We start from the raw sequence: 21919 nt of genomic DNA, 5'->3' as shown, positions 1-21919 counted from the left end.
GCAATCCACCCCGCGAAGTACAGTGAGAGATCGATCTCACCGAGGAGGTTCGAGCCATGACGGCCACCGCTGCTCCGTCCGACGTCGACACCCCGCGACCCCTCGCGGCACTCACCGCACTGGCGCCCGGCGCGGCACGCCTGCGCCCCGGTCTCTTCGAGGATCGGCGCCGGCTCAACCGGGACTACCTGCGATCACTCCGGGCTCCGAATCTGCTCCAGAACCACCTGATCGAAGCCGGCATCGGCTCACAGGCCTGGCACCTCCACCCGTCGCGCGACGACGCCGAATCCCGCGGGCTCGACCGCCATTGGGGGTGGGAGACACCCGGATCGCTCCTGCGGGGACACTTCGTGGGCCACTGGCTCTCAGCCGCCGCAAGGGAGATCGCCGTCACCGGTGACGCCCACCTGCGCGCCACCCTCACCGAGGTGCTGGACGGCCTGGAGCTCTGCCAGCGGGAGAACGGCGACGGGTGGGTGTTCGCGATCCCGCCCGCCTTCCTCGACCGGCTCGCGGACGGACGGGAGGTGTGGGCGCCCCAGTACGACATCCACAAGACCCTCATGGGACTCGTGGACGTGTCGCGCGAGCTCGGTGAAGAGCGGGCTCGGGACATCGCTCACGCCGCGGCCGGACGTCTGCTCGCCTGGGCACGGACGTTCGACGACGAGTCCTTTCAGCGGATCCTCGAGGTGGAGACCGGGGGCATGCTGGAGGTGTGGGCCGATCTCCTCGAGGCCACCGGTGACCCGATGTACGTCGAGCTCCTCGACCGGTACACGCACCGGTCGCTGTTCGACGGGCTGCTGGCGGGGCGGGACGTGCTCACCAACATGCACGCCAACACGACCATCCCCGAGGTCCTCGGGGCAGCGCGGGCGTACGAGGTGACCGGCGACGAGCGGTGGCGGCGGATCGTGACCGCGTATTGGGACAGCGCCGTGACCCAGCGGGGCACCTTCGCCACGGGCGGACAGACCTCGGGTGAGATCTGGACGCCGCCTCACGCCTTCGCCGCCCGCCGCGGCGAGAAGACCCAGGAGCACTGCTCCGTCTACAACATGATCCGGCTGGCGGACACCCTGCTGCGCTGGACGGGCGACCTCGCCTACGCCGACTACATCGAGAGGAACCTCTACAACGGCATCCTCGCCCAGCAGCACCCCGACACCGGGATGGTCGCCTACTTCCTGCCGCTCCACGGCGGCGCACGCAAGACGTGGGGCTCTCCCACGGAGGACTTCTGGTGCTGCCACGGCACCCTCGTGCAGGCGCACACCCGCCACGCCTCGCTCGGGGTGTACACCTCGTCCGGCGACGACGGAACGGCAGCCATCACCGTCGCGCAGTACATCCCGGTGGAGGCCGGCCTTCCCGGCGGCGGCCGGCTGACGGTCGAGCTGGTCGATCACGCCGGCTACGTCGGTCCCGACTCCAACGCGGGGGAGGCGGGCGACCTGCACCGCCCCCGCGCGTGGCGAGTGCGGGTGCGCCTGGACTCACCCGTCGCGCAGACGCTCCGCCTGCGCGTTCCCGAGTGGACCGCCGGAGAGCCGGCCGTCCGCGGCGCCGACGGTGCCTCCCGCCAGGGGAGCGCCCTGGAGGTTCCGCACGCCGGCGGCGTCACCACCGTCGAGGTCGACTTCGCGCACACCGTCCGCGCCGTGCCGATCCCCGACGAGCCCACGACGGTCGCGTTCGTCGAGGGGCCCGTGGTCCTCGCGGGACTCGTCGACGCGGAGATCGCGCTCTCCGGCGACGCGGCACGGCCCGAGACCCTCCTCGCCGTCGACAACGAGCGCCAGTGGTCGCAGTGGCTCACCGGCTACCGCACCGTCGGTCAACCGCGCGCGGTCCGGTTCGCTCCCCTCCACACGATCGCCGACGAGAGCTTCAGCGTCTACTTCCCGGTTCATCCCGCATGAGTGGAGCCCCGGATGACGAGGGTGGTGGGCAGTTCGATCACCGAGCCGATCGGCAGATCGGGATCGACGAGCGCGCGGACCGCGGCCGAGGCCATCTCACGGATGGGCTGGCGCACCGTGGTGAGGCCGGGCTGGAGGTATCTCGCGCCGCGCACGTCGTCGAAGCCGACGACCCGCACGTCTGCGGGCACCCGCAGCCCGAGCTCCGCGATCGACCGGTAGGCTCCCGCCGCCATCTCGTCGGAGCAGGCGAACAGTCCCACCGGCCCGCTCCCGGGGAGCGATCGCAGCGCGGGCAGCACCGCCTGGCGCGCCTGGACGGCCTCCCATCCCGCCTGCACGCGCATCAGCGGCGCGCCGGGGAGGAGCTCCTCCACCGTGCGGGTGAAGCCCTCCACGCGCGCCCGTCCGTAGCGGTAGGCGGGCGCACCGGCCACGACGATGAACCGCGTGCAACCCCGCTCGATCAGGTGAGCGGCGGCCTCGGCGGCTCCCGCCCGGTCGGTCGTGCGCACGCTCGTCAACTCGACCGACGCCTCCGACGGGGGCTCCATCAGCACGATCGGGATGCCCGCGTCGCGAAGCACCGTGAGCTGGCTCAGGGTGGGCCGGATGAGACCCAGCACGACACCCGCCGAACCGCGGCCACGCACCCGGATGGGCCAGTCGTCTCCCGGATCGTCGCTCTCGGCGGTGAGGACGAGGTCGTATCCGAGCTCGGCGGCCGCCTGGTGGGCCCCGGCGGTCACCTCGTCCGTGTAGGGGTCGTGGTAGTGGCCGAGCACGAGGTCGAACAGGCGAGCCGTCCCGGTGCGGGGGCGACCCCGCGGCTCGTCCTCCCGCGCGTAGCCGAGGCGCCGAGCCGCGGCGAGGATCCGCGCCCGGGTGGGCGCCGCCATCTCCCCTCGCCCGCGCAGCGCGCGCGACACCGTCGAGGTGCTCACCCCGGCCTCGTGGGCGATCTGAGCGAGGGTCGCGCGTCCCGACGTCGTCATCCCGCCATTTTTGCGCACATTTCAGCGGCGCGCATCCCCGGCGTGACATCGTGAGGGCGCGTCACAGGCAGCGAAGCCGAAAGGATCACCGATGACCGCCAAGAAGGCACTCGTCGTCCGCGGCGGCTGGGACGGCCACCGTCCCGTCGAAGCGACCGAGCTGTTCCTCCCCTTCCTCCGCGAGCACGGCTACGACGTGCGCGTCGAAGAGGACAACGAGGTCTACGCCGATGCCGAGGTCATGGCGGCGACCGACCTCGTGCTGCAATCGGTGACGATGTCGAAGATCTCCCCCGAGGCGTTCCGGGGCCTTCGCGCCGCGGTCGAGGCCGGAACGGGGCTGGCCGGCTGGCACGGCGGGATCGCGGACTCGTATCGCGAGAACTCCGACTACTTGCAGCTCGTGGGCGGACAGTTCGCCACGCACCCATCGAAGCACCCCGACGAGTGCCGCGGCGACGAGTCGGACAACTTCCTGCCCTACACCGTGGAGATCACCGAGCTCGGCCGCGATCACGAGATCACCGCCGGGCTCGGCGACTTCCCGCTCCTCACCGAGCAGTACTGGGTGCTGCACGACGACCTGATCGACGTGCTGGCCACCACGACCCACCCCGTCCAGCCCTACCACCCGTGGCACCGCCCGATCACGTCGCCCGCGATCTGGACCCGCCTGTGGGGCCGCGGCCGCGTCTTCGTCGCCACTCCAGGCCACAGCCTCGACGTGCTGCGGGAGCCGGCCGTCCGTACCGTCATCGAGAGGGGAATGCTGTGGGCGACCCGCACGGCGTAGGCATCATCGGGCTCGGCGTCATCTCCGGCACCTACCTCGAAACGCTCACGAGCCACCCCGGCATCCGGATCGTCGCCGTCGCCGACCTCGACCACGAGCGGGCGACCGCCGTGGCGGCAGGCATCGCGGGATGCCGTGCGCTGTCCGTCGCGGAGCTGCTGGCCGATCCCGAGGTCGCCACCGTGCTCAACCTGACGATCCCGGCCGCTCACGCCGAGATCGCCCGCGCCGCCGTGGCCGCCGGGAAGAACGTCTACGGCGAGAAACCCCTGACGGCGGCCTTCGCCGACGGTGTGGACCTCCTCGCGCACCGCGGCGAGGCGTGGGTGGGCGCGGCGCCCGACACCGTGCTCGGCACCGGCGTCCAGACCGCCCGCGCCGTCGTCGACTCGGGCGCGATCGGGCGACCGCTCTCGGCCGTCGCGACATGGGTCGCCCCGGGGCACGAGCTCTGGCATCCGCAGCCCGACTTCTACTACCGCGCCGGCGGCGGACCGCTGCTGGACATGGGGCCGTACTACGTGACCTCGCTCGTGCACCTCCTGGGTCCCGTCGTCTCGGTCGTGGGGGCCTCCTCCCGCCCCCGCACCGTACGGACGATCGGTTCCGGTCCCCGGGCGGGCGAGGAGATCCCCGTCGAGGTCGACACCCACGTGACCGGCGTGCTCGCCCACGCCGACGGGGCGCTGTCGACGGTGACCTTCAGCTTCGATGCCGTCGCCACGGGCGCGTCGCCGATCGAGGTGCATGGCGAGCTCGGCTCGGTCTCGGTGCCCGACCCGAACATGTTCGACGGCGAGGTGCGCGTGAGCGCCCTCGGCACCCCCGGCTGGACTCCGATCGCGGCCCGCGCCGGATATGCCGATGCTGCCCGCGGGATTGGCCTCATCGACTTCGTCCGCGGTCACGGCCGCGCCGACGGCGCCCTGGGCCTCCATGTCCTGGAAATCATGACCGAACTCCTCGCCGCGGCCGCCGACGGCACGCGCCACCACCTGACCACGACTGTCGAACGGCCCGACCTCGTGCCGCTGAAGCCCGCTACCGAATGGAGAACTCCGTGACCGCGACCGCCCGACTCGTCGTCGATCTCGACGTCACCGGCGCCACGATCAACCGACACGTCTACGGCCACTTCGCCGAGCATCTCGGCCGCTGCATCTACGACGGCTTCTGGGTGGGCGAGGACTCCGAGATCGAGAACGTCCGCGGCATCCGCAGCGACGTCGTCGCGGCCCTCCGTGCGCTGGACATCCCCAACCTCCGCTGGCCGGGCGGCTGCTTCGCCGACGAGTACCACTGGCGCGACGGCATCGGCCCGCGCGACGAGCGGCCCCGTGTCGTCAACTCCCACTGGGGCGACGTCGTGGAGAACAACCACTTCGGCACGCACGAGTTCATGGACCTCTGCGAGCTGCTCGGCGCGGAGCCGTACATCGCCGGCAACGTCGGCAGCGGAACCGTGCAGGAGATGAGCGAGTGGGTCGAGTACCTCACCCGCGGTGACGACAGTCCCATGGCGCGCCTGCGCCGCGCGAACGGGCGCGACGAGCCGTGGAAGGTGCCGTTCTGGGGTCTCGGCAACGAGCCGTGGGGATGCGGCGGCACCATGAGCGCCGAGCAGTACGCGTACGAGGCGCGCAAGTACGCCACGTTCTGCCGCGAGCACAGCGGCAACACGCTCATGCGGATCGCCGCCGGGGCCAACGAGGGCGACCTGCAGTGGACGCGAGCCCTCATGGAGGCGCTGGACTGCGTCGGCTGCACCATGTACGGCAAGCCGGTGTACCAGGCCGTGTCGTTCCACTTCTATACGCACTCCGGATCGGGCATCAACACGGAGGACGCCACCGCGTTCACCACCGAGCAGTACTACGACACGCTCGCCTACGCCTCCGAGGTGGATCGCATCCTCCGCGGCCACATCGCCGTCATGGACACCTACGACCCCGACGGCCGCATCGCGCTCGTGTGCGACGAGTGGGGCACGTGGTGGAACGTCGAGGAGGGCACGAACCCCGGCTTCCTCTTCCAGCAGAACACCGTCCGCGATGCCCTCGTCGCCGGGATTCACTTCGACGCCTTCCACCGGCACGCCCGCCGCCTGCAGATCGCGAACATCGCCCAGACGCTCAACGTGCTCCAGGCGATGATCCTCACCGATGGCGATGCGATGGTGCTCACGCCGACGTACCACGTGTTCGAGATGAACAAGGGGCACCAGGACGCGCAGTCGCTCCCGGTGCACGTGCTGGAGACCCCCTCGACGACGGCGCGCGGCGCCGAGCTGCCGCTCGTGTCGAGCTCGGCCTCGACGAAGGACGGGAAGGCGCTCCTCTCCCTCACTCATCTGGGCGCCGAGAGCGATCTCGACGTCTCGGTGGACCTGCGCGGACGCGGCGCGCGCGTGGCTCGCGCCCGCGTGCTGACGGGCGACTCGACGGCCGCGTTCAACGACGTCGACACCCCCGAGGCCGTCGCCCCGGCTCCCCTCGAGGCGACGCTCGTCGACGGGATCCTGTCGCTGCGGCTTCCCCCGCACTCCTTCGCCACTGTGGAGCTCGACGTCGACTGACCAGAGACCGGAGCGAGGCCGGCGGCAGCGCTCGGCCTTGTCGGACCCCGGCGGCGCGATCGCGGCCGAGAAACGCGTGGCGGAGGTCTGACGCTCGCACGACCGACCTCGGGGGAGACGGCCCCGGGCCCGCGGATCGCCACTAGCCTGAAACGATGGTTCGCGACGACTCGGCCCGGCGCCGGCTCACGCGGATCCCGCCGCAAGGCGCCGTCGTCGCGGTGCTCGCGATCGCGGGGCTGTGCTCCTCGTTCATGTTCACCCTGGTCGTTCCGATCCAGGCCCGCCTGCCCGAGCTGCTCCACGCCAGCCGCGAGGACACCGCGTGGGTGGTCACGGTGACCCTCCTGGTTGCCGCGGTCGTCACCCCGATCGCGGGGCGGCTCGGCGACATGTACGGCAAGCGCCGTATCGTGCTCGCCCTGCTGGCCGCGCTCGTGGTCGGCTCGATCATTGCCGCGGTGTCCCCCGGGATCGTCGGAGTGATCGTCGGCAGAGGGCTCCAGGGCGCGGTCACCGGCGTCGTTCCGCTCGGGATCTCGATCCTGCGGGACATCCTGCACGAGGACCGCGTGGACGGAGCCATCGCCCTGATCAGCGCGACCCTCGGCGTGGGCGGTGCCCTCGGCATGCCGCTCAGTGCCCTCGTCACCCAGTACGCCGACTGGCACGCCCTGTTCTGGATGTCGGCCGCCCTGGGAGCGGTCGTGTTCGCTCTCGTGATGTGGATCGTGCCGGTGAGCGTCTTGCGCACGGCGGGGCGCTTCGACTACGTCGGCACTCTCGGGCTCGCGCTCGGGCTCTCGGCACTGCTCCTGGCGATCTCCCGCGGCAACGAATGGGGCTGGGCGTCCCCGGCGGTACTCGCGCTCGGGCTCGGCGGGCTCGTGGTGCTCCTGGCGTGGGGCTGGTTCGAGCTGCGCATCGAGGAGCCCCTCCTCGATCTGCGGGTCGCCGCCCGGCGCCCCGTGCTCCTGACGAACATCGCGTCGATCGCGATGGGCTTCTCGCTGTTCGCCTCCAACGTCTCGTACCCGCAGCTGCTGGAACTGCCGCCGCCGGCCGGATTCGGGCTGTCACTCCTGGCCGCCAGTCTCATCATCATGCCGGCGGGCCTCGTGATGATGGTCCTCTCGCCGTTCTCCGGTCGCCTCGCGCGCACCGTCGGCCCGCGGCGCCTCCTCGTCCTCGGAGCGATCGCCCTCATCGCCGCCTACGGCTTCACCCTCGCGTTCTCCTCAGAGGTGTGGCACCTGCTGGTGGCCAATCTCCTCGTCGGCGTCGGCATCGGGTTCGGCTATGCCGCGATGCCGATGCTGATCATGCGGTCTGTGCCCCAGCACGAGACGGGCGCTTCCAACGGGCTCAACGCTCTGTTCCGCTCACTGGGCACGAGCACCGCGGCCGCCGTCGTCGGCGCCGTCCTGGCGACGGTCTCCACCGTGCAGGACGGCGTGGCGGTGCCGACGGCGGGGGCGTTCCAGCTCTCGTTCGTGCTGGGGGGCGCTGCGGCCGTGGTCGCGCTCGTCATCGCCGTGTTCATCCCGAACCGGCCCGCCGTCGAGGCGCATCCCGCGCTCCCCCGCTGAGCCGACGGAGCGCCGCGAGCAAGGAACGGGCGCGCTCGATGCCGCTCTGTTTCATACCGGTATATCGGCTCGGCCGCGGCAGGATCGATAACGGAGCAGGGGTCTCCGGGAGGAGAGATACCCCCGGGGGTGAGCGCCCGGACATCGACGAGATGGGGGTCTCGGTCCGAGGCGCCACGGCTCAGCTGGGGCGCGGCGTCGGGGACGGTTGCACAGGTCCGCACCGACCCCGACGCCTCCCTTGCCACCCCGGTGCGACCGACGACTAGGCTGACCTGTCCAGCGGGAGGCTTCGATGGACGACGACGACGTGCTCACTCCGAGGCGCCGCGTGCTGGCCGACGAGGTGTTCCGCCGGATCGGAGGCGCCATCGTGCGCGGTGAGCTCGCCGAGGGAGATCGACTCCGCGATCAGGAGCTCGCCGACCGCTTCAATGTGTCCCGGATGCCCGTGCGCGAGGCCTTGCTGCGGCTGGAGCGCGTCGGCCTCGTGGAGATCGAGCCGAGCCGGTTCACTCGGGTGACCGTCGTGGACGCCGCGACCGTCCGCCAGCATCTCGAACTGGCTGGATACGCCGCCGGCATCGCGGCGCGCATGGCCGTCCAGCGCGCCAGCCCGTCGGCATTGGCCCACGCGGTGTCTCTCGCCGATCGACTGATCGACGCGCTCGACGACCCGGCGGCCGCCTCCCTCGCACGCTGGCAGCTCTTCTCCACCCTGTCGGAGCACTCAGGCAACAGCGCTCACCACGCCCTGATGGTCGAAGTCGAGCTGGCCCTCGGCCGCTCGCTCTCGCGTTCGGCGTTGCTTCCCGACGAGCCGCGGCGCGAGCATGCCCTCTGCGTCGAGATTCGCGATGCGCTCGCCGCGCGGAGCCCGACGATCGAGAACCTCATCCGGCGTCTGCACGGCATCGAATGACGCCGACCGATCTCCCGCCGTCCGCGCTGAGCAGGCGGAGCGCCGGGGAACGGGCGCGCCCGATGCCGCGTTCCGCGGCCATGCACGGCAGAATCGAAGGCATGCCTCCCGTGCACAACCCGCACCTCCTTCCCGCCCACGCCTGCCTCATCGTGCACGGCAAGGACAGCCCCGGAATCGTCTCCGCCGTCTCGGCGATGATCACGCGCATCGGCGGCAACATCGTTGCGTTCGACCAGTACTCCGATGACCCCCGCGGCGGCGCCTACTTCCAGCGGGTCGTGTTCCACCGCCCCGACTTCGCCGCCGACCGGCCCACGATCGAGGCCGAGGTAGCCCAGACGCTCGCTCCGTTCGAGCTGGAATGGTCACTGACCGACCAGTCGGTGCCGAAGCGGATGGCGATCCTCGCGTCGAAGCAGGATCACTGCCTCCTCGACCTGCTGTGGCGGCACCGCCGGGGCGATCTCCCCGTCACCATTCCGATGGTGATCTCCAACCACACGACCACCGCGGAAGACGTCCGCACCTTCGGGGTCCCCTTCTTCCACGTCCCGTCGGTGGCGGGGCCGGACAAGTCGGCGTCGGAGCGGGAGATCCTGAAGCTCCTCGTCGGCAACGTCGACTTCGTGGTGCTGGCGCGCTACATGCAGATCCTCTCGCCCGAGTTCCTGGACGAGGTCGGAGTGCCGGTCATCAACATCCATCACTCCTTCCTCCCCGCCTTCATCGGCGCCGAGCCCTACAAGAAGGCGAAGGAGCGCGGGGTCAAGCTCATCGGCGCGACGAGCCACTACGTCACGAGCGACCTCGACGAGGGCCCGATCATCGAGCAGGACACCATCCGGGTCACCCACGCCGAGACCGTCGCCGAGCTCGCGCGCCGCGGCGCCGACGTGGAACGCCAGGTGCTGTCGCGCGCCGTCCTGTGGCACGCACAGGACCGCGTGATCCCCCACGGCAACCACACGATCGTCTTCTGACCCGCACGGGCCGCGCGCGGGTCGCCCCGCCTCGCCTCGCCCCGCCTCGCCTCATCGCCGAGAGCACATGCTCTCGTCCAACGCACATGTTGGTGACGCACGAGACGTATGCGCTCGGTGAGAGCATGTGCTCTCGGCATAGGGGGAAGGAGGGGAAGGGGGGGAAGGAGGGGAAGGAGGGGAAGGAATCGGTGGAGGTGCCGCGTCAGTGGATGTACTCCATGAGGTCGACGCCCAGAAGGCGGAACGCCTCGTGGGCGCGGAGCCGGTGGGAGATCGAGAGGTCGTCGAAGCACACGGTCAAGGCGTACGCGACGCCGGCGCGGGGGCCCGCGAGCACGCCCGCCTCGGAGCGCACGCCGTCAGCCCGCCCGGTCTTGTTCACGAACAGCAGCTGGTGCCGATCGTCGTCGTGGGCGAACGGATCGAGACCCGAGGCGGCCGCGACGAGCGAGAGGTCCGTGTTGAGGCTCAGCCACTCCGACACCTGAGCGCTCACGGCGGGCGAGACCACCTGCGCGTTCACGAGCGCGGCGAAGAGCGTGGCGAGCTCCCCCGTGGAGGCCAGTGAGACGTGCGGGGCGTCGTCGGGGCCGCGACGGTCGCGGAACCCGTCGAGAAGCGCCGTGCGGACCAGGCCGATCCGCTCCAGTCGCTCGCGCACCGCATCCAGGCCCACCCGGGAGAGGAGCGCGTTGGCCGCGATCGCGTCTCCCGTCGCCGCCGTCAAGACCGCGAGATCGCACACCGGCAGCGCAGGTGCCTTCAGGTGCCGCCACAACCCCGCGACCTCCACGGGCTCGACCGATGACCGTTCCACGATCGCGAGCGGGTCCAGCGCCCCGGTCTCGAACTGCGCCGCCGTCTCGATCAGCAGCGCGACGACACCCATTCCCCCCACCGGGAGGATGAGATGGTCATCTCCGGCGAGGATGTCGGTGCCGCGGTCGAGGTCGACGACCCGGACCGAGACCTGGGCGCCCGCGGCGGCGAGCTCGTCGAGCGCCCGCGTCGACGCGGCGAACGCGCGACGGCCGTCGACGACGCGGCGCGAGCGCCGGAGCGGAGCGTCACGTCGGCCGCCGGCGCGTGCGGGCGGGCGACGCCGGAACTCCGGTGCGGCATCCGGTATCGGGGCGGCCCCAGGTGCCGCACGACGCCGCGAGAGGGGCGGCTGCGGTTCGGGCGAGTCGGCCGCGGTCACGCTGGTCCTTCCAACGGAGGGGATGCGCCGGACGGGCGCGGACGGTGGGGCCCGAGGAGTGCTCGGGCCCCGACGTCACCAGATGGTGACGCGCTGCTCAGCGGGCAGCCACAGCGCATCGCCCTCGGTGACGTCGAACGCCGTGTAGAACTCGTCGACGTTGCGCACGATCTGGTTGCAGCGGAACTCGTTGGGCGAGTGCGGATCGATCGTCAGGAGGCGGATGGTCTCGGCATCCCGCCCCTTCTGCTGCCAGATCTGCGCCCAGCTCAGGAGCAGTCGCTGAATGCCCGTGAGCCCATCGATCACCGGTCCGTCGCCGCTCTCGCCCTGGGCGGCCAGGTGGAGCCGGTACGCCTTGATCGCGATGCCCAGACCGCCGAGGTCACCGATGTTCTCGCCGATCGTGAGCGCACCGTTGACGGTGTGCTCCTCGGACAGGCCCAGAGGAACCAAGGCGTCGTACTGGGCGATGAGGGCCGAAGTGCGCTCCTCGAACGCGGCGCGGTCCTCGTCGGTCCACCAGTCGTTCAGTGCTCCGGTGCCGTCGAATGCGCTCCCCTGATCGTCGAAGCCATGGCCGATCTCGTGGCCGATGACCGCGCCGATGCCGCCGTAGTTCGCCGCCGCGTCGCGCTCCAGGTCGAAGAAGGGGTATTGCAGGATGGCCGCCGGGAACACGATCTCGTTCATCAGCGGGTTGTAGTAGGCGTTGACGGTCTGGGGCGTCATGTACCACTCGTCGCGGTCGATCGGACCGCCGAGCTTCGCGAGCTGACGATCGTGCTCCCACGCGTTGGTGCGCAGCACGTTGCCGATGAGGTCGGTCGCATCGACTTCGAGAGCGGAGTAGTCCTTCCACTTCACGGGGTAGCCGACCTTGGGCGTGAAGGCCGCGAGCTTCTCCAGCGCGCGTTCCCGGGTGGCGTCGGTCATCCACTCGAGAGTCGAGATCGACTGGCGATAGGCCTCGATGAGGTTGGCGACGAGTTCATCCATCGCACCCTTGGCCGCCGGCGGGAAGTGCCGCTCGACGTAGACCTTGCCGACCGCCTCGCCCATCGCCGCTTCCACGAACCCCACGCCGCGCTTCCAGCGCTCGCGGTTGACGGGAACGCCCGTGAGTTCGGTGCCGTAGAAGGCGAAGTTGGCGTCGACGAAGGCGCTGGAGAGGAAGGGAGCCGATGCCCGCACGATGTGCAGCCGCAGCCAGGCCTTCCAGTCCTCGAGGCGCTCTTGCGTGAGGAGTGAGCCCAGGCCTTCGAGATAGCTCGGCTGGTTGACGTTGATCTCGCCGAAGCCCGCCTCGTGCCCCGGCGCCACGGCCGTCAGCCACGGTCCCAGGTCGACGCCGACCAGCTCACCCACGGCCTCCCACGACATCAGGTTGTAGGTGGCGACCGCGTCGCGGCTGCGCACGTTGTCCCAGTGGTGCGTGGCGAGCTCGGTCTCCAGCGCCAGCACCCGGTCGGCTTGCGCGTCGGCGTCGGCCACCTCCGCGAGTCCCAGGATCGTGGAGACGTAGGACCGGAACGCGGTGCGGGTCTTGTCGAAGTTGTCGAGGCGGTAGTAGCTCTCGTCGGGGAGCGACAGCCCGCCCTGGACGAAGAACACGACGTAGCGCTGGGGGTTGCCCGGGTCGGGCTCGATGTAGGTGCCGACGACGCCGCCGACGCCTTCCCGCTCCAGCTCGCCGATCGTGCGCAGCAGCGACGGGACGTCGCCGATCGCGTCGACGCGGGCGAGCTGCCCGGCCAACGGCGTAGCACCCAGGCCCTCGATGCGCTCGACGTCCATGAAGCTGGCGTAGAGGTCGCCGAGCTTGCGCGCCTCGGTCCCCGGCTCGGCCGACTGCGACTCCTCGATGATCGCCCGCACATCTTTCTCGGCCTGTTCGGCGATCAGGTGGAACGAGCCCCAGCGGGCCTTGTCTTCCGGGATGTCGGTGCGCTCCAGCCACGCGCCGTTGACGTGGCGGAAGAGATCGTCCTGAGGGCGGATGTCGGCGCTGAGTTCGGCGAGCTCGATGCCCGAGCGGAGAGAGTCGGTCATGCCTTCCAGGATAGGCGTCCGCGGCGACGCCGTTCCGGGCCGATCTCCCCGCGCGCTACCGAGCGGGGACGTCGGTGCGGGTGCAGCCGGTGTCGGGGAGGGGTTCGCCGTCGAAGCGCGCACGCGTCCAGGCGAACAGCTCGGGGATCAGCGGCGAGTAGCCTTCCACGACCGCGGCATGCTCGAAGCCCGCGTACACGCGGTAGTCGACCTGCTGCCCTGCCGCGCACATCCGGTTCACGAACGCCGTCTGGGTGCTCGTCACGACGACGGAGTCCGCTCCCCCCTGGCCGATGAACAGCGGCGCGTCGATCGTCAACGGCGCCGTGTTCTCCACGAGTCGACGGCCGAGGGCTCCGGTGGTCGGGTCGGTCGCGAACACCCCGAGGTCGGCGCCCATGCTCAGCGCCGCGACCACCGAGACGATGGTGCCGGGGTCGGACAGACAGCGCTGCGCCATCTCCCGCAAGAACGTCTCGGCACCGGGTCGGATGTAGTCGCGATAGCTGACGTCCGGATAGGTCTTGGCGTACGCCTCGAAGGCGAAGGAGGCGAAGATGCTGCCTCCCGTGACGTTGGTGACGCGCTGGACGAGGGCGAGTGGATCGCTGGCCGGTGCCAACGCGGCCACCCCTCGCAGCCAGATCTCCCGCCCGTACGTCGGAGCCAGCGCTCCGGCCCACAGCGCCGCACCCCCTCCTTGCGAGTGGCCCCAGATCACGGTGGCCATGCTCAGCTCGGCTTCCTCCAGCTGACGCGCCGCGCGCACCGCGTCGAGCGACGCGTGGGCGCTCGGCTCGCCGACGAGGTACGGATGGGAGCCTTCGGTGCCGAGACCGATGTAGTCGGGCGCGACGATGGCCCACCTCTCCGCGATCACCCGGCGGGTGACGTACATCGCTCCCGACCACAGCGGGCGCTCCTGCAACGAGGGCGCGCAGTGCTGGGCGTACCCCGTCGTCCCGTGGTTCCAGTCGATCACCGGCCAGGCCTTCGCGCCGTCGAGCTCGGTCCGCACCGGCACGACGACCAGGCCGCTCGCCACGCGCACCTCGCCGTGGACGCCTGTGGTCGTGTAGAGGATCCGCCAGGCGCGCGCGCCCTCGGGGATGTCCCGGGTGAACGGTTCGGCCCGCACCAGCGCTCCCGGCTGGTCGGGGGTGTCGCGCGGCGCGGCGTAGAACTCGTCCACCACCGTGGATCCCTCGCGGAGGGGGGTGGTGACCACGGCGGTGGTCACGGCGAGCGCGATCGTTCCCATGGCGATGATCGTCCGACCCCACCGCCGCGCCCGGCCCGCGGTCCGCGGGACGAGATCGGGATGGTGCGCGGCGCGGCGCGCCCGCCACTGCCGCCACAGCCCCGACACGCCCAGCATGAGCAGCCAGGCGCCGAAGACCACGGCGACGACGAGGAGGGTGATGTCGGGCCAGGAGAACGCGACGATCCCGAAGATCACTCCGGAGAGCCCGAAGGCGCCATCGGAGGCGCGCTGGTCCCACGTGCGTTCCCGCGCGAACGCCCCGATGACCCCGAGCGCTCCGGCGAACAGCAGGACCCCGCCGACGAGCCCCGCGGCCAGTCGCACGGTCAGTCCGGGCCACAGCAGCACGAAGACGCCGACGGCGATCCAGACGACGCCGAGAACCAGTCGCCATCGGCTGCGCCGGTTCGCCTCGCGTTCCGACACCCCCTCGTCGGGGGCCGGCGCGTCGGACACCGAATCGTCATCGGCGAACTGCACGACGCCCGTGAGCACCATGCCGCCTCCCAGCAGCACCGCGAGCACATCGAGGGCGGTGGTCGGCCGGATGACGAGCACCAGGCCGAGCACGACCGCGGCGATGTCGAGCACGACGCGCAACCACGGCGGGACCCGCCGCCGCAGACGCGCGACGACGTCCGTGACGCGCGGGAACGACATCTGACTCCTCGGGGACGTGCGAGCATCCAGCCTAAACGCGGGCCGGGTCCGCGTCCCGGGGCGCGCCCCTGTGGAGGAGGGGGCTGCCGACGAGGTCCGCCACCAGCCCTAGGCTCGGGGCATGGCCGCACAGACCCTCAACCGAGAGATCCTGCGTCTGGCCGTTCCCGCGCTGGGTGCTCTCGTCGCCGAGCCGCTCTTCCTGATCGTCGATGCCGCCCTCGTCGGCCACCTCGGTGTCGTCCCGCTGGCGGGCCTCGGGATCGCGGCCGCCGTGCTGCAGACGATCGTCGGTCTCATGGTCTTCCTCGCCTACTCCACCACCCCCGCCGTCGCCCGGCGCTTCGGGGCGGGCGACCACACCAGCGCGGTCCGTGCCGGGATCGACGGATTGTGGCTCGCCCTCGGACTCGGCGCCCTCCTCGCCGTCGTCGGATCCGCCCTCACGCCCGCCCTGGTCAGCATGTTCGGGGCCTCCCCCGACGTCGCGGAACAGGCCAAGATCTACCTCCAGCTGTCGATGTGGGGACTGCCCGCGATGCTGATCGTCTTCGCCGCCACCGGTCTGCTGCGGGGAATGCAGGACACCGTGACGCCGCTGTGGATCGCCGGGGTCGGCTTCGCGGCGAACGCCCTGCTCAACTGGCTGTTCATCTACGGGTTCGGGTGGGGGATCGCCGGCTCGGCCGCGGGCACCGTCGCGGCGCAATGGGGAATGGTGGGCGCCTACGCCCTGGTCATCGGCAGGCTCGCCCGCCGGCACTCCGCCTCGGTGCTGCCGCAGCGCGACGGCGTGCGCGGATCGGCGCGGTCGGGCGGCTGGCTGTTCCTGCGCACGGTCTCCCTGCGCGTCGCGCTGCTGGCCACCGTCGCCGTGGCCACGGGACTGGGCACCACGGAACTCGCCGGCTGGCAGGTGGCCTTCACGATCTTCTCCACCGCGGCTTTCGCGCTCGACGCGCTCGCCATCGCCGCGCAGGCCCTCATCGGACGCGGGCTCGGCGCGGGCGACGAAGCGTTCGTCCGCCGTGTCGTGGGCCGGACGGTCGCATGGGGCGTGTGGTTCGGGATCGCGGTCGGAGCCGTGATCGCCGCCCTGTCCGGAGTCATCGGGATCGTGTTCACGGGCGATCCCGCCCTCGCTGCACTCATCCAGCCCGCCCTCCTCGTCCTGGCGGTGGCACAGCCGCTGTGCGGGGCCGTGTTCGTGCTCGACGGCGTGCTCATGGGCGCCGGCGACGCGAAGTACCTGGCCTTGGCGGGACTCCTCAACCTCCTCCCCTACGCACCCGCGCTGTGGATCGTCGCCGTGCTGGCGCCCGCGGGATCGTGGGGACTGTGCGTCCTGGCGATCTGCTTCTTCGGCGTGTACATGCTCGCTCGGCTGGGCACACTCGGCTGGCGGGTCCGCCGCCCACAGTGGCTCCACGTGCAGGTCTAGGCACCCCCGACCGGGCACCGCGGGCCGAACACAACAGCGGACCGCGGCGCCGACACGCCGCCGACCCCGCCCGACAGCTCGGCGTGTCGCCCGCGACCTCCGCCGTTGTGTCCGCTGCACCCCGGGCCTCCACCGACGCCCCGGGTCTGGCCCGGGCGGAGCCCCTACGGTGGAGGCATGGACCAGGCCGACCGCGACTCCGCACTCCTCTCCGATCTGCAGCGGCTCCTCCACCGCCTCAACGAGATGCCCGACGCGCGAGAGCCCCGGCTCACGGCAGTCGGCGAACGGGTGGCGCGGCACCTCGGCGTCGACCCGACGACCCTCCCCGTGCTGACCGAGCCCTTGCCGCCGCACCGGTTGGTCGACGCGGACCTGGCTCTCGACGCGCTCGCCGCGGACGACCCGGACGCGACGGTGCACGGGATCACGGGAGGGCAGGAGCGTCAGCACGAAGACCTTCCCTCCCTTCTGCGCCACCGGTATGCGTCCTTCTCTGCCGACGCGCCGCCCGAGTTCGCCTCTGCCGCGACCGGGCCCCGCGCCACGCGCCGGGTGCTCAGCTTCGGGCTGCGCCTGTTCCGGCACGAGGGACTTCCGGTCGCCGTGCTCCAGCGCGCTGCCAACCGCATGTACGGGCGCGAGGCGGCGGTGCTGGAGATCCTCACCGCCGATGCCGAGGTCACCGCGGCCCTGGCCGCCCAGCTCCATCGGCGCATGAACGAGCTGAGCGTCGTCCGCGGCAACGTGGTCACCTTCGCCCAGAGCGAGTACGGCCAGGGCATCGGCAGCATGACGTTCCTGGAACGCCCCACGGTCACCGCCGACGAGGTGATCCTCCCGGAGGGAGTGCTGTCACGCATCCGCGATCACGTCGTCGGGATCGGCCAGCACGCCGACGCCCTCCGCGCACGCGGACAGCACCTGAAGCGTGGTGTCCTGCTGTACGGCCCGCCGGGGACCGGCAAGACGCTCACTGTCCGCCATCTGCTCCACGAGACCCCGGGGACGACCGCCGTCCTCCTCCAGGGCGGCGCGTTGAGCCTCATCGGCGAAGCGGCCCGGCTCGCGCGAGCCATGGCCCCCTCGATCGTCGTCCTGGAAGACGTCGACCTCGTGGCCTCCGAGCGGGGCATGTTCGGTCTGCAGCCGCTCCTGTTCGAGGTGCTCGATGCGCTCGACGGCCTCGACGGTGACGCCGATGTCGCCTTCGTGCTCACGACCAACCGCGCCGACATCCTGGAACCTGCTCTCGCCGCGCGCCCGGGCCGCGTCGACCTCGCCGTCGAGATCCCCCTCCCCGACGCCGCCGCACGCCGGGCGTTGCTGGGCACGTATGCGGCCGATCTGCCGCTGTCGAGGGTGGCCCTGGACGCCGCGGCGGAACGCGCCGAGGGGGTGACGGCGTCGTTTGCGAAGGAGCTGATCCGTCGCGCCGTGCTCGCCGCCACGCTCGCCGGAGCAGAGGTCGACGACGAGCGGCTGCGCCAGGCGCTCGACGAGATGCTGGCGAGCCGGGAGGGCATCTCGCGTGCCCTGTTCGGCGGCGACGTGCACTCCGCAGAGCCCGACGAGGGGCAGGGCGATGCCGCGTCCGGCGCATCGTTCGGCTGGTTCGCGAGTCAGCCCCTCGCCGGAGGCGTCTTCCTCGGCGGGGCGGGCGGGATGAGCCCGGGCCCGGAAGACCCGGCCACGCGTGACGAACGGATCACGCGCGAGGATTCCGGCGAAGGCTGACCGGGCTCACGCCCAGCGCCGGCACCACTCGTACATGACGACCGCGGCGGCGGCACTGGCGTTGATCGACCTCGTCGATCCGTACTGTGTGATCTCCACGACGGACCGCGCCGCCGCCAGCGCCTCCGGCGACAGGCCCGGGCCCTCCTGACCGAACAGGAGGACCGCCCGTTCCGGCAGGTCGGCCTCGTGGAGCGGCACCGATCCGTCGACGTTGTCGATCGCGACGACGGGGATGCCCTCCCCCTCCGCCCAGGCGACGAACGTCGCGACATCGGGATGGTGCTGCACGTGCTGATAGCGGTCGGTCACCATCGCGCCCCGCCGGTTCCACCGTCGCTTTCCGATGATGTGCACCTCGGCCGCGCCGAACGCATTGGCGCTGCGCACGATGGAACCGATGTTCATGTCGTGCTGCCAGTTCTCGATCGCGACGTGGAAGCCGTGCCGATGCGCGTCGAGGTCGGCCACGATCGCCGCCATCGTCCAGTAGCGGTAGCGGTCGACCACGTTACGACGATCGCCCTGCGCGAGGAGCTCGGGATCGAAGCGGGGATCGTTCGGCCAGGCGTCGGGACCGCCGGGCCAGGGGCCCACGCCGACCGGGAGCTGCGGCTCGGGTTCGGGCGGAGAGTCGGCGGCATCCACCCCGTCAGCGTAACCGCCCGCCGTCGACCGACGGCCGCGAGCACGTCCCCCTCGTCCGCGCTTCTCTCGCAGCATTTTTCGGTTCGCCGAAAAATCCTGCTAGGTTTTCGGCATGCCGAAATCTCCCCGCTCGGGAAGCATCCGGTCCGGAAGCACCCCGCCCGCGCACGCCCCCCACCCGACCACCGGCCCTCGTCCCGCCGCCTCCGCCGCCCACCCCCACGGCGCGCGCCGCGTGGCGTGGCTGCTCGGCCCCGCGCTGGTGGCGGGGGTCGCCTACCTCGACCCGGGGAACGTCGCGAGCAACATGACCGCGGGAGCGCGCTTCGGGTACCTGCTGGTGTGGGTCGTGGTGCTCGGCAACGTCATGGCGTGGCTCATCCAGTACCTCTCGGCGAAGCTCGGGATCGTCACCGGTCGCTCCCTCGCCGAGACGCTCGGCACCCGCATCCGCCGCCCCTGGGCGCGACGCGCGTACTGGCTGCAGGCGGAACTGGTCGCCATGGCCACCGATGTCGCCGAGGTGATCGGCGGCGCCGTGGCGCTGTGGCTCCTCTTCGACGTGCCGTTGCTGTGGGGCGGGTTGATCACGGGCACGGTGTCACTTGCACTCCTGCTCGTCCAGCAGCGGCGGGGTGCACGCAGCTTCGAGTTCGTGGTGATCGGCCTCATGGCGATCATCGCGATCGGGTTCACCTACGGCGTCGTGGCCGCACCGCCGAGCGCTGCCGGGGTCGTCGGCGGATTGCTTCCTCGGTTCGAGGGCACCGACTCCGTGCTGCTGGCGGCATCCATCCTGGGCGCGACCATCATGCCCCACGCGATCTACGCGCATTCAGCGCTCGCCCGCGACCGCTTCCGCCCGGGAGGGCCCGGCGACCTCCCGGCGCACGACGACCACACGAGCACGCGATCCACCACGCGACTTCTGCGCGCGACCCGGTGGGATGTCACGATCGCGCTCGCGATCGCCGGGACCGTCAACCTGTGCATCCTGCTGCTGGCCGCCTCCGCGCTCGGCGGCGTGCCCGGCACCGACAGCCTCGAGGGCGCCTACGCGGCCCTGCACGAGGGACTCGGCGTCGTCGTCGCCACGCTGTTCGCGGTGGGCCTGCTCGCGAGCGGTCTGGCCAGCACCGCGGTGGGGGCCTATGCGGGGGCGGAGATCATGCACGGGCTCCTGCACGTGCGCGTCCCGCTCCTCGCCCGGCGGCTGGTGACGCTGGTGCCGGCGCTCGCGATCCTCGCGATGGGCGTCGATCCGACACTCGCCCTCGTGCTCAGCCAGGTCGTGCTGAGCTTCGGGATCCCCTTCGCCCTCGTGCCACTCGTGCGCCTGACCGCTCAGCGCGACGTGCTCGGCGCGTTCCGCAATCGCCGTCTGACGACCGTCGCGGGGATCGTCGCGTCCGCGTTCCTCATCACCCTCAACGCGGTGCTCCTCTGGCTGGTGCTCACGGGCGGATAGGGCGGGGGTGGCGGGCCGGATAGCCTGAAGCGTGGCCTCCGTTGCGATCGACGACTACCTCAAGACGATCTACCACCACACCGAGTGGCAGACGGCGAAGATCACGCCGTCGCAACTGGCCGCGAAACTGGGCCTGGCCCCCTCCACGGTGACCGAGATGGTCCAGAAGCTCTCGGCGCAGGACCTCGTGTCGCACCGCCCCTACGGGCCGATCTCGCTGACCGACGCGGGCGAACGGCGGGCGGCCGCGATCATCCGGCGCCACCGCCTCATCGAGACGTGGCTGGTGCGGGAGTTCGGCTACGCGTGGGACGAGGTCCACGACGAGGCGGAGGTGCTCGAGCACGCGATCAGCGACCGGTTGCTCGAGGGCATCTCGGCCCGGCTCGGTCATCCGCGGTTCGACCCGCACGGCGACGCCATCCCCGACGCGGACGGTCACGTCGATCGCGAACCGTTCGTGCGCCTCGACGAGGTGGCGCCCGGCCACACCGGTCGCGTCCTGCGGGTGAGCGACAGCGACCCCGACCTCCTCCGCGCCCTGGAGGCCGCCGGGATCGACGTCGGCCACACCGTCACGGTGACCGGGCGCCGGTCGGTGCGCGTGGACGAAGGGAGCCTCGTGGAGCTTCCCTCCGGAGCCGCGTCGCTCGTGTGGCTGAGCGCCTGACCTCCGCCGGCACGGCGCTCAGCGACGCTTGGTCTTGCTCGCTTTCAGGTACGGCCAGACCGTGCCGGTGGCGTGCTCGCAGTAGTTCCACAGGCGAGCGGCCAGCTCGGCGTCACGGGCCACCCGGGGCACCGTGGCCGGTACCGGACGGCCGGTGGCGCCCCGCGACGGCCCCCAGAACTGTCCGCCTTCCGCGAGCGGGTCGACGAGGGCGCGGACGAGCGTCCACGCGCCGCGCTCCTTGGATTGCGAGATCGGGGCCTGGAGGTTGTCGAGGAACCGCTTGCCGCGGCTGGGCGTGTTGATGCCGGCGATGCCGCGCGTGCGGCCCCCGGTGGCGTAGCCGGGATGGGCGACGATGCTCGCGATCGGAACGTGCGCGGCGCGCAGCCGCCGATCGGCCTCCAGCCCCAGCGCCGTCGTGGCGATCTTCGACTGGACGTAGGCGCGCCACGGCGTGTAGTCGTTCTCCAGTTCCGGGTCGATGAGCTCCATCGGCGAGATCACCGTGGACATCGATCCGACCCACACCATACGACCGCGACCGGCGGCGAGGGCGAGGAGCAGCTCCCCCGCGAGGGCGTAGTGGCCGAGCGCATTGGTCGCGAAGACGACTTCGTGACCGTCGCGGGTCACCTCCCGTTGACGGGGCGGGTGGACGATGCCCGCGTTCAAGAGCAGACCGTGCAGCCCGGTGCGTCCGCGCGCCGTCGCGGCGGCGGCACGCACCGAGCCGAGGTTGCTCGTGTCGAGCAGCAGGGTCTCGACCTCGGCATCGGGCACCTGGCGACGCAGGGCCGCCCGCGCCGTCGTGAGGCGATGCGGATTCCGACCCGTCATGATGACGTGCGCCCCGGCTCCGGCCAGCTGCAGTGAGGCGAAGAACCCGAGTCCCCGCGTGGAGCCGGTGACCAGATACCGCCGACCGCTCAGGTCGGGGAGCCGGTCGGGGTCCCAGTCGTCTCTCGCCACGCAACCGACATTAGGCCC

17 protein-coding genes are annotated in these 21919 nt (G+C 71.3%); 11 read left to right on the top strand and 6 right to left on the bottom strand.

Annotated features, from left to right (window positions below; genetic code table 11):
- Positions 1-56: 56 nt before the first annotated feature.
- Positions 57-1928 carry a beta-L-arabinofuranosidase domain-containing protein gene (locus tag AVP41_RS14435; protein ID WP_067166162.1) on the top strand — a complete coding sequence of 624 codons (1872 nt, stop codon included), beginning with the start codon at positions 57-59 and terminating at the stop codon, positions 1926-1928.
- On the opposite strand, the gene AVP41_RS14430 is transcribed toward AVP41_RS14435, so the two are convergent.
- A complete protein-coding gene (locus AVP41_RS14430) occupies positions 1916-2923 on the bottom strand; it encodes a LacI family DNA-binding transcriptional regulator (protein ID WP_067166160.1) in 1008 nt (335 codons plus the stop codon). The genes AVP41_RS14435 and AVP41_RS14430 overlap by 13 nt on opposite strands.
- Before the next feature lie 91 nt (positions 2924-3014).
- On the opposite strand from AVP41_RS14430, the gene AVP41_RS14425 reads away from it, so the two are divergent.
- The 6 genes from AVP41_RS14425 (at position 3015) to purU (ending at position 9785) form a co-directional block, all read left to right on the top strand.
- Positions 3015-3716 carry a ThuA domain-containing protein gene (locus AVP41_RS14425; RefSeq protein WP_067166157.1) on the top strand — a complete coding sequence of 234 codons (702 nt, stop codon included), beginning with the start codon at positions 3015-3017 and terminating at the stop codon, positions 3714-3716.
- Entirely contained in the window at positions 3695-4780 is a 1086-nt protein-coding gene (locus tag AVP41_RS14420) for a Gfo/Idh/MocA family protein (protein ID WP_067166154.1), read from the top strand. The genes AVP41_RS14425 and AVP41_RS14420 overlap by 22 nt, the downstream gene beginning before the upstream one ends.
- Entirely contained in the window at positions 4765-6291 is a 1527-nt protein-coding gene (locus AVP41_RS14415) for an alpha-N-arabinofuranosidase (RefSeq protein ID WP_067166152.1), read from the top strand. Before AVP41_RS14420 ends, AVP41_RS14415 begins: the two co-directional genes overlap by 16 nt.
- A gap of 194 nt (positions 6292-6485) precedes the next feature.
- On the top strand, positions 6486-7880 hold the full coding sequence (locus AVP41_RS14410; protein ID WP_067167154.1) for an MFS transporter: 1395 nt from the start codon (positions 6486-6488) through the stop codon (positions 7878-7880).
- Between the two features lie 295 nt (positions 7881-8175).
- Positions 8176-8802: a GntR family transcriptional regulator gene (locus AVP41_RS14405; protein ID WP_067166150.1), complete on the top strand. Its 627-nt coding sequence runs from the start codon at positions 8176-8178 to the stop codon at positions 8800-8802.
- 101 nt (positions 8803-8903) lie between these two features.
- Entirely contained in the window at positions 8904-9785 is an 882-nt protein-coding gene (purU, locus tag AVP41_RS14400) for a formyltetrahydrofolate deformylase (RefSeq protein ID WP_067166147.1), read from the top strand.
- 205 nt (positions 9786-9990) lie between these two features.
- Here the strand turns inward: purU and AVP41_RS14395 are convergent, their stop codons facing one another.
- The 3 genes from AVP41_RS14395 to AVP41_RS14385 form a co-directional block, all read right to left on the bottom strand.
- The gene (locus tag AVP41_RS14395; RefSeq protein WP_231902780.1) at positions 9991-10989 is read right to left on the bottom strand and encodes a serine hydrolase; all 999 of its coding nucleotides are present in this window, start codon (positions 10987-10989) and stop codon (positions 9991-9993) included.
- A gap of 75 nt (positions 10990-11064) precedes the next feature.
- On the bottom strand, positions 11065-13041 hold the full coding sequence (locus AVP41_RS14390) for a M13 family metallopeptidase (RefSeq protein ID WP_067166145.1): 1977 nt from the start codon (positions 13039-13041) through the stop codon (positions 11065-11067).
- Positions 13042-13096: 55 nt separating this feature from the next.
- On the bottom strand, positions 13097-14965 hold the full coding sequence (locus tag AVP41_RS14385; protein ID WP_067166142.1) for a lipase family protein: 1869 nt from the start codon (positions 14963-14965) through the stop codon (positions 13097-13099).
- Positions 14966-15086: 121 nt separating this feature from the next.
- Here AVP41_RS14385 and AVP41_RS14380 point away from each other — a divergent pair, with 121 nt between their 5' ends.
- The gene (locus AVP41_RS14380; RefSeq protein ID WP_067166139.1) at positions 15087-16406 is read left to right on the top strand and encodes an MATE family efflux transporter; all 1320 of its coding nucleotides are present in this window, start codon (positions 15087-15089) and stop codon (positions 16404-16406) included.
- Positions 16407-16583: 177 nt separating this feature from the next.
- Positions 16584-18143 (top strand): AAA family ATPase, encoded by a 1560-nt coding sequence (locus AVP41_RS14375; protein WP_082829272.1) that lies wholly within the window; start codon positions 16584-16586, stop codon positions 18141-18143.
- 6 nt (positions 18144-18149) lie between these two features.
- Here the strand turns inward: AVP41_RS14375 and AVP41_RS14370 are convergent, their stop codons facing one another.
- The gene (locus AVP41_RS14370; protein ID WP_067167147.1) at positions 18150-18791 is read right to left on the bottom strand and encodes a TrmH family RNA methyltransferase; all 642 of its coding nucleotides are present in this window, start codon (positions 18789-18791) and stop codon (positions 18150-18152) included.
- A 112-nt stretch (positions 18792-18903) separates the two neighbouring features.
- Here AVP41_RS14370 and AVP41_RS14365 point away from each other — a divergent pair, with 112 nt between their 5' ends.
- The gene (locus AVP41_RS14365) at positions 18904-20259 is read left to right on the top strand and encodes an Nramp family divalent metal transporter (RefSeq protein WP_082829270.1); all 1356 of its coding nucleotides are present in this window, start codon (positions 18904-18906) and stop codon (positions 20257-20259) included.
- Positions 20260-20290: 31 nt separating this feature from the next.
- Positions 20291-20929: a metal-dependent transcriptional regulator gene (locus AVP41_RS14360; protein WP_067166136.1), complete on the top strand. Its 639-nt coding sequence runs from the start codon at positions 20291-20293 to the stop codon at positions 20927-20929.
- Positions 20930-20947: 18 nt separating this feature from the next.
- Here the strand turns inward: AVP41_RS14360 and AVP41_RS14355 are convergent, their stop codons facing one another.
- On the bottom strand, positions 20948-21901 hold the full coding sequence (locus tag AVP41_RS14355; RefSeq protein WP_067166134.1) for an SDR family NAD(P)-dependent oxidoreductase: 954 nt from the start codon (positions 21899-21901) through the stop codon (positions 20948-20950).
- Positions 21902-21919: the final 18 nt, after the last annotated feature.

This window comes from Microbacterium sp. TNHR37B (assembly GCF_001620065.1).
GTDB lineage: Bacteria > Actinomycetota > Actinomycetes > Actinomycetales > Microbacteriaceae > Microbacterium.
The sequence above is the reverse complement of the archived record's forward strand: the minus strand, read 5'-3'. Positions and strand labels throughout refer to the sequence as shown.

Coding starts and splice junctions, on each gene's coding strand:
- AVP41_RS14435 (WP_067166162.1), top strand. CDS start 57: ATGACGGCCACCGCTGCTCCGTCCGACGTCGACACCCCGCGACCCCTC.
- AVP41_RS14430 (WP_067166160.1), bottom strand. CDS start 2,923: ATGACGACGTCGGGACGCGCGACCCTCGCTCAGATCGCCCACGAGGCC.
- AVP41_RS14425 (WP_067166157.1), top strand. CDS start 3,015: ATGACCGCCAAGAAGGCACTCGTCGTCCGCGGCGGCTGGGACGGCCAC.
- AVP41_RS14415 (WP_067166152.1), top strand. CDS start 4,765: ATGGAGAACTCCGTGACCGCGACCGCCCGACTCGTCGTCGATCTCGAC.
- AVP41_RS14405 (WP_067166150.1), top strand. CDS start 8,176: ATGGACGACGACGACGTGCTCACTCCGAGGCGCCGCGTGCTGGCCGAC.
- purU (WP_067166147.1), top strand. CDS start 8,904: ATGCCTCCCGTGCACAACCCGCACCTCCTTCCCGCCCACGCCTGCCTC.
- AVP41_RS14390 (WP_067166145.1), bottom strand. CDS start 13,041: ATGACCGACTCTCTCCGCTCGGGCATCGAGCTCGCCGAACTCAGCGCC.
- AVP41_RS14385 (WP_067166142.1), bottom strand. CDS start 14,965: ATGTCGTTCCCGCGCGTCACGGACGTCGTCGCGCGTCTGCGGCGGCGG.
- AVP41_RS14380 (WP_067166139.1), top strand. CDS start 15,087: ATGGCCGCACAGACCCTCAACCGAGAGATCCTGCGTCTGGCCGTTCCC.
- AVP41_RS14375 (WP_082829272.1), top strand. CDS start 16,584: ATGGACCAGGCCGACCGCGACTCCGCACTCCTCTCCGATCTGCAGCGG.
- AVP41_RS14365 (WP_082829270.1), top strand. CDS start 18,904: ATGCCGAAATCTCCCCGCTCGGGAAGCATCCGGTCCGGAAGCACCCCG.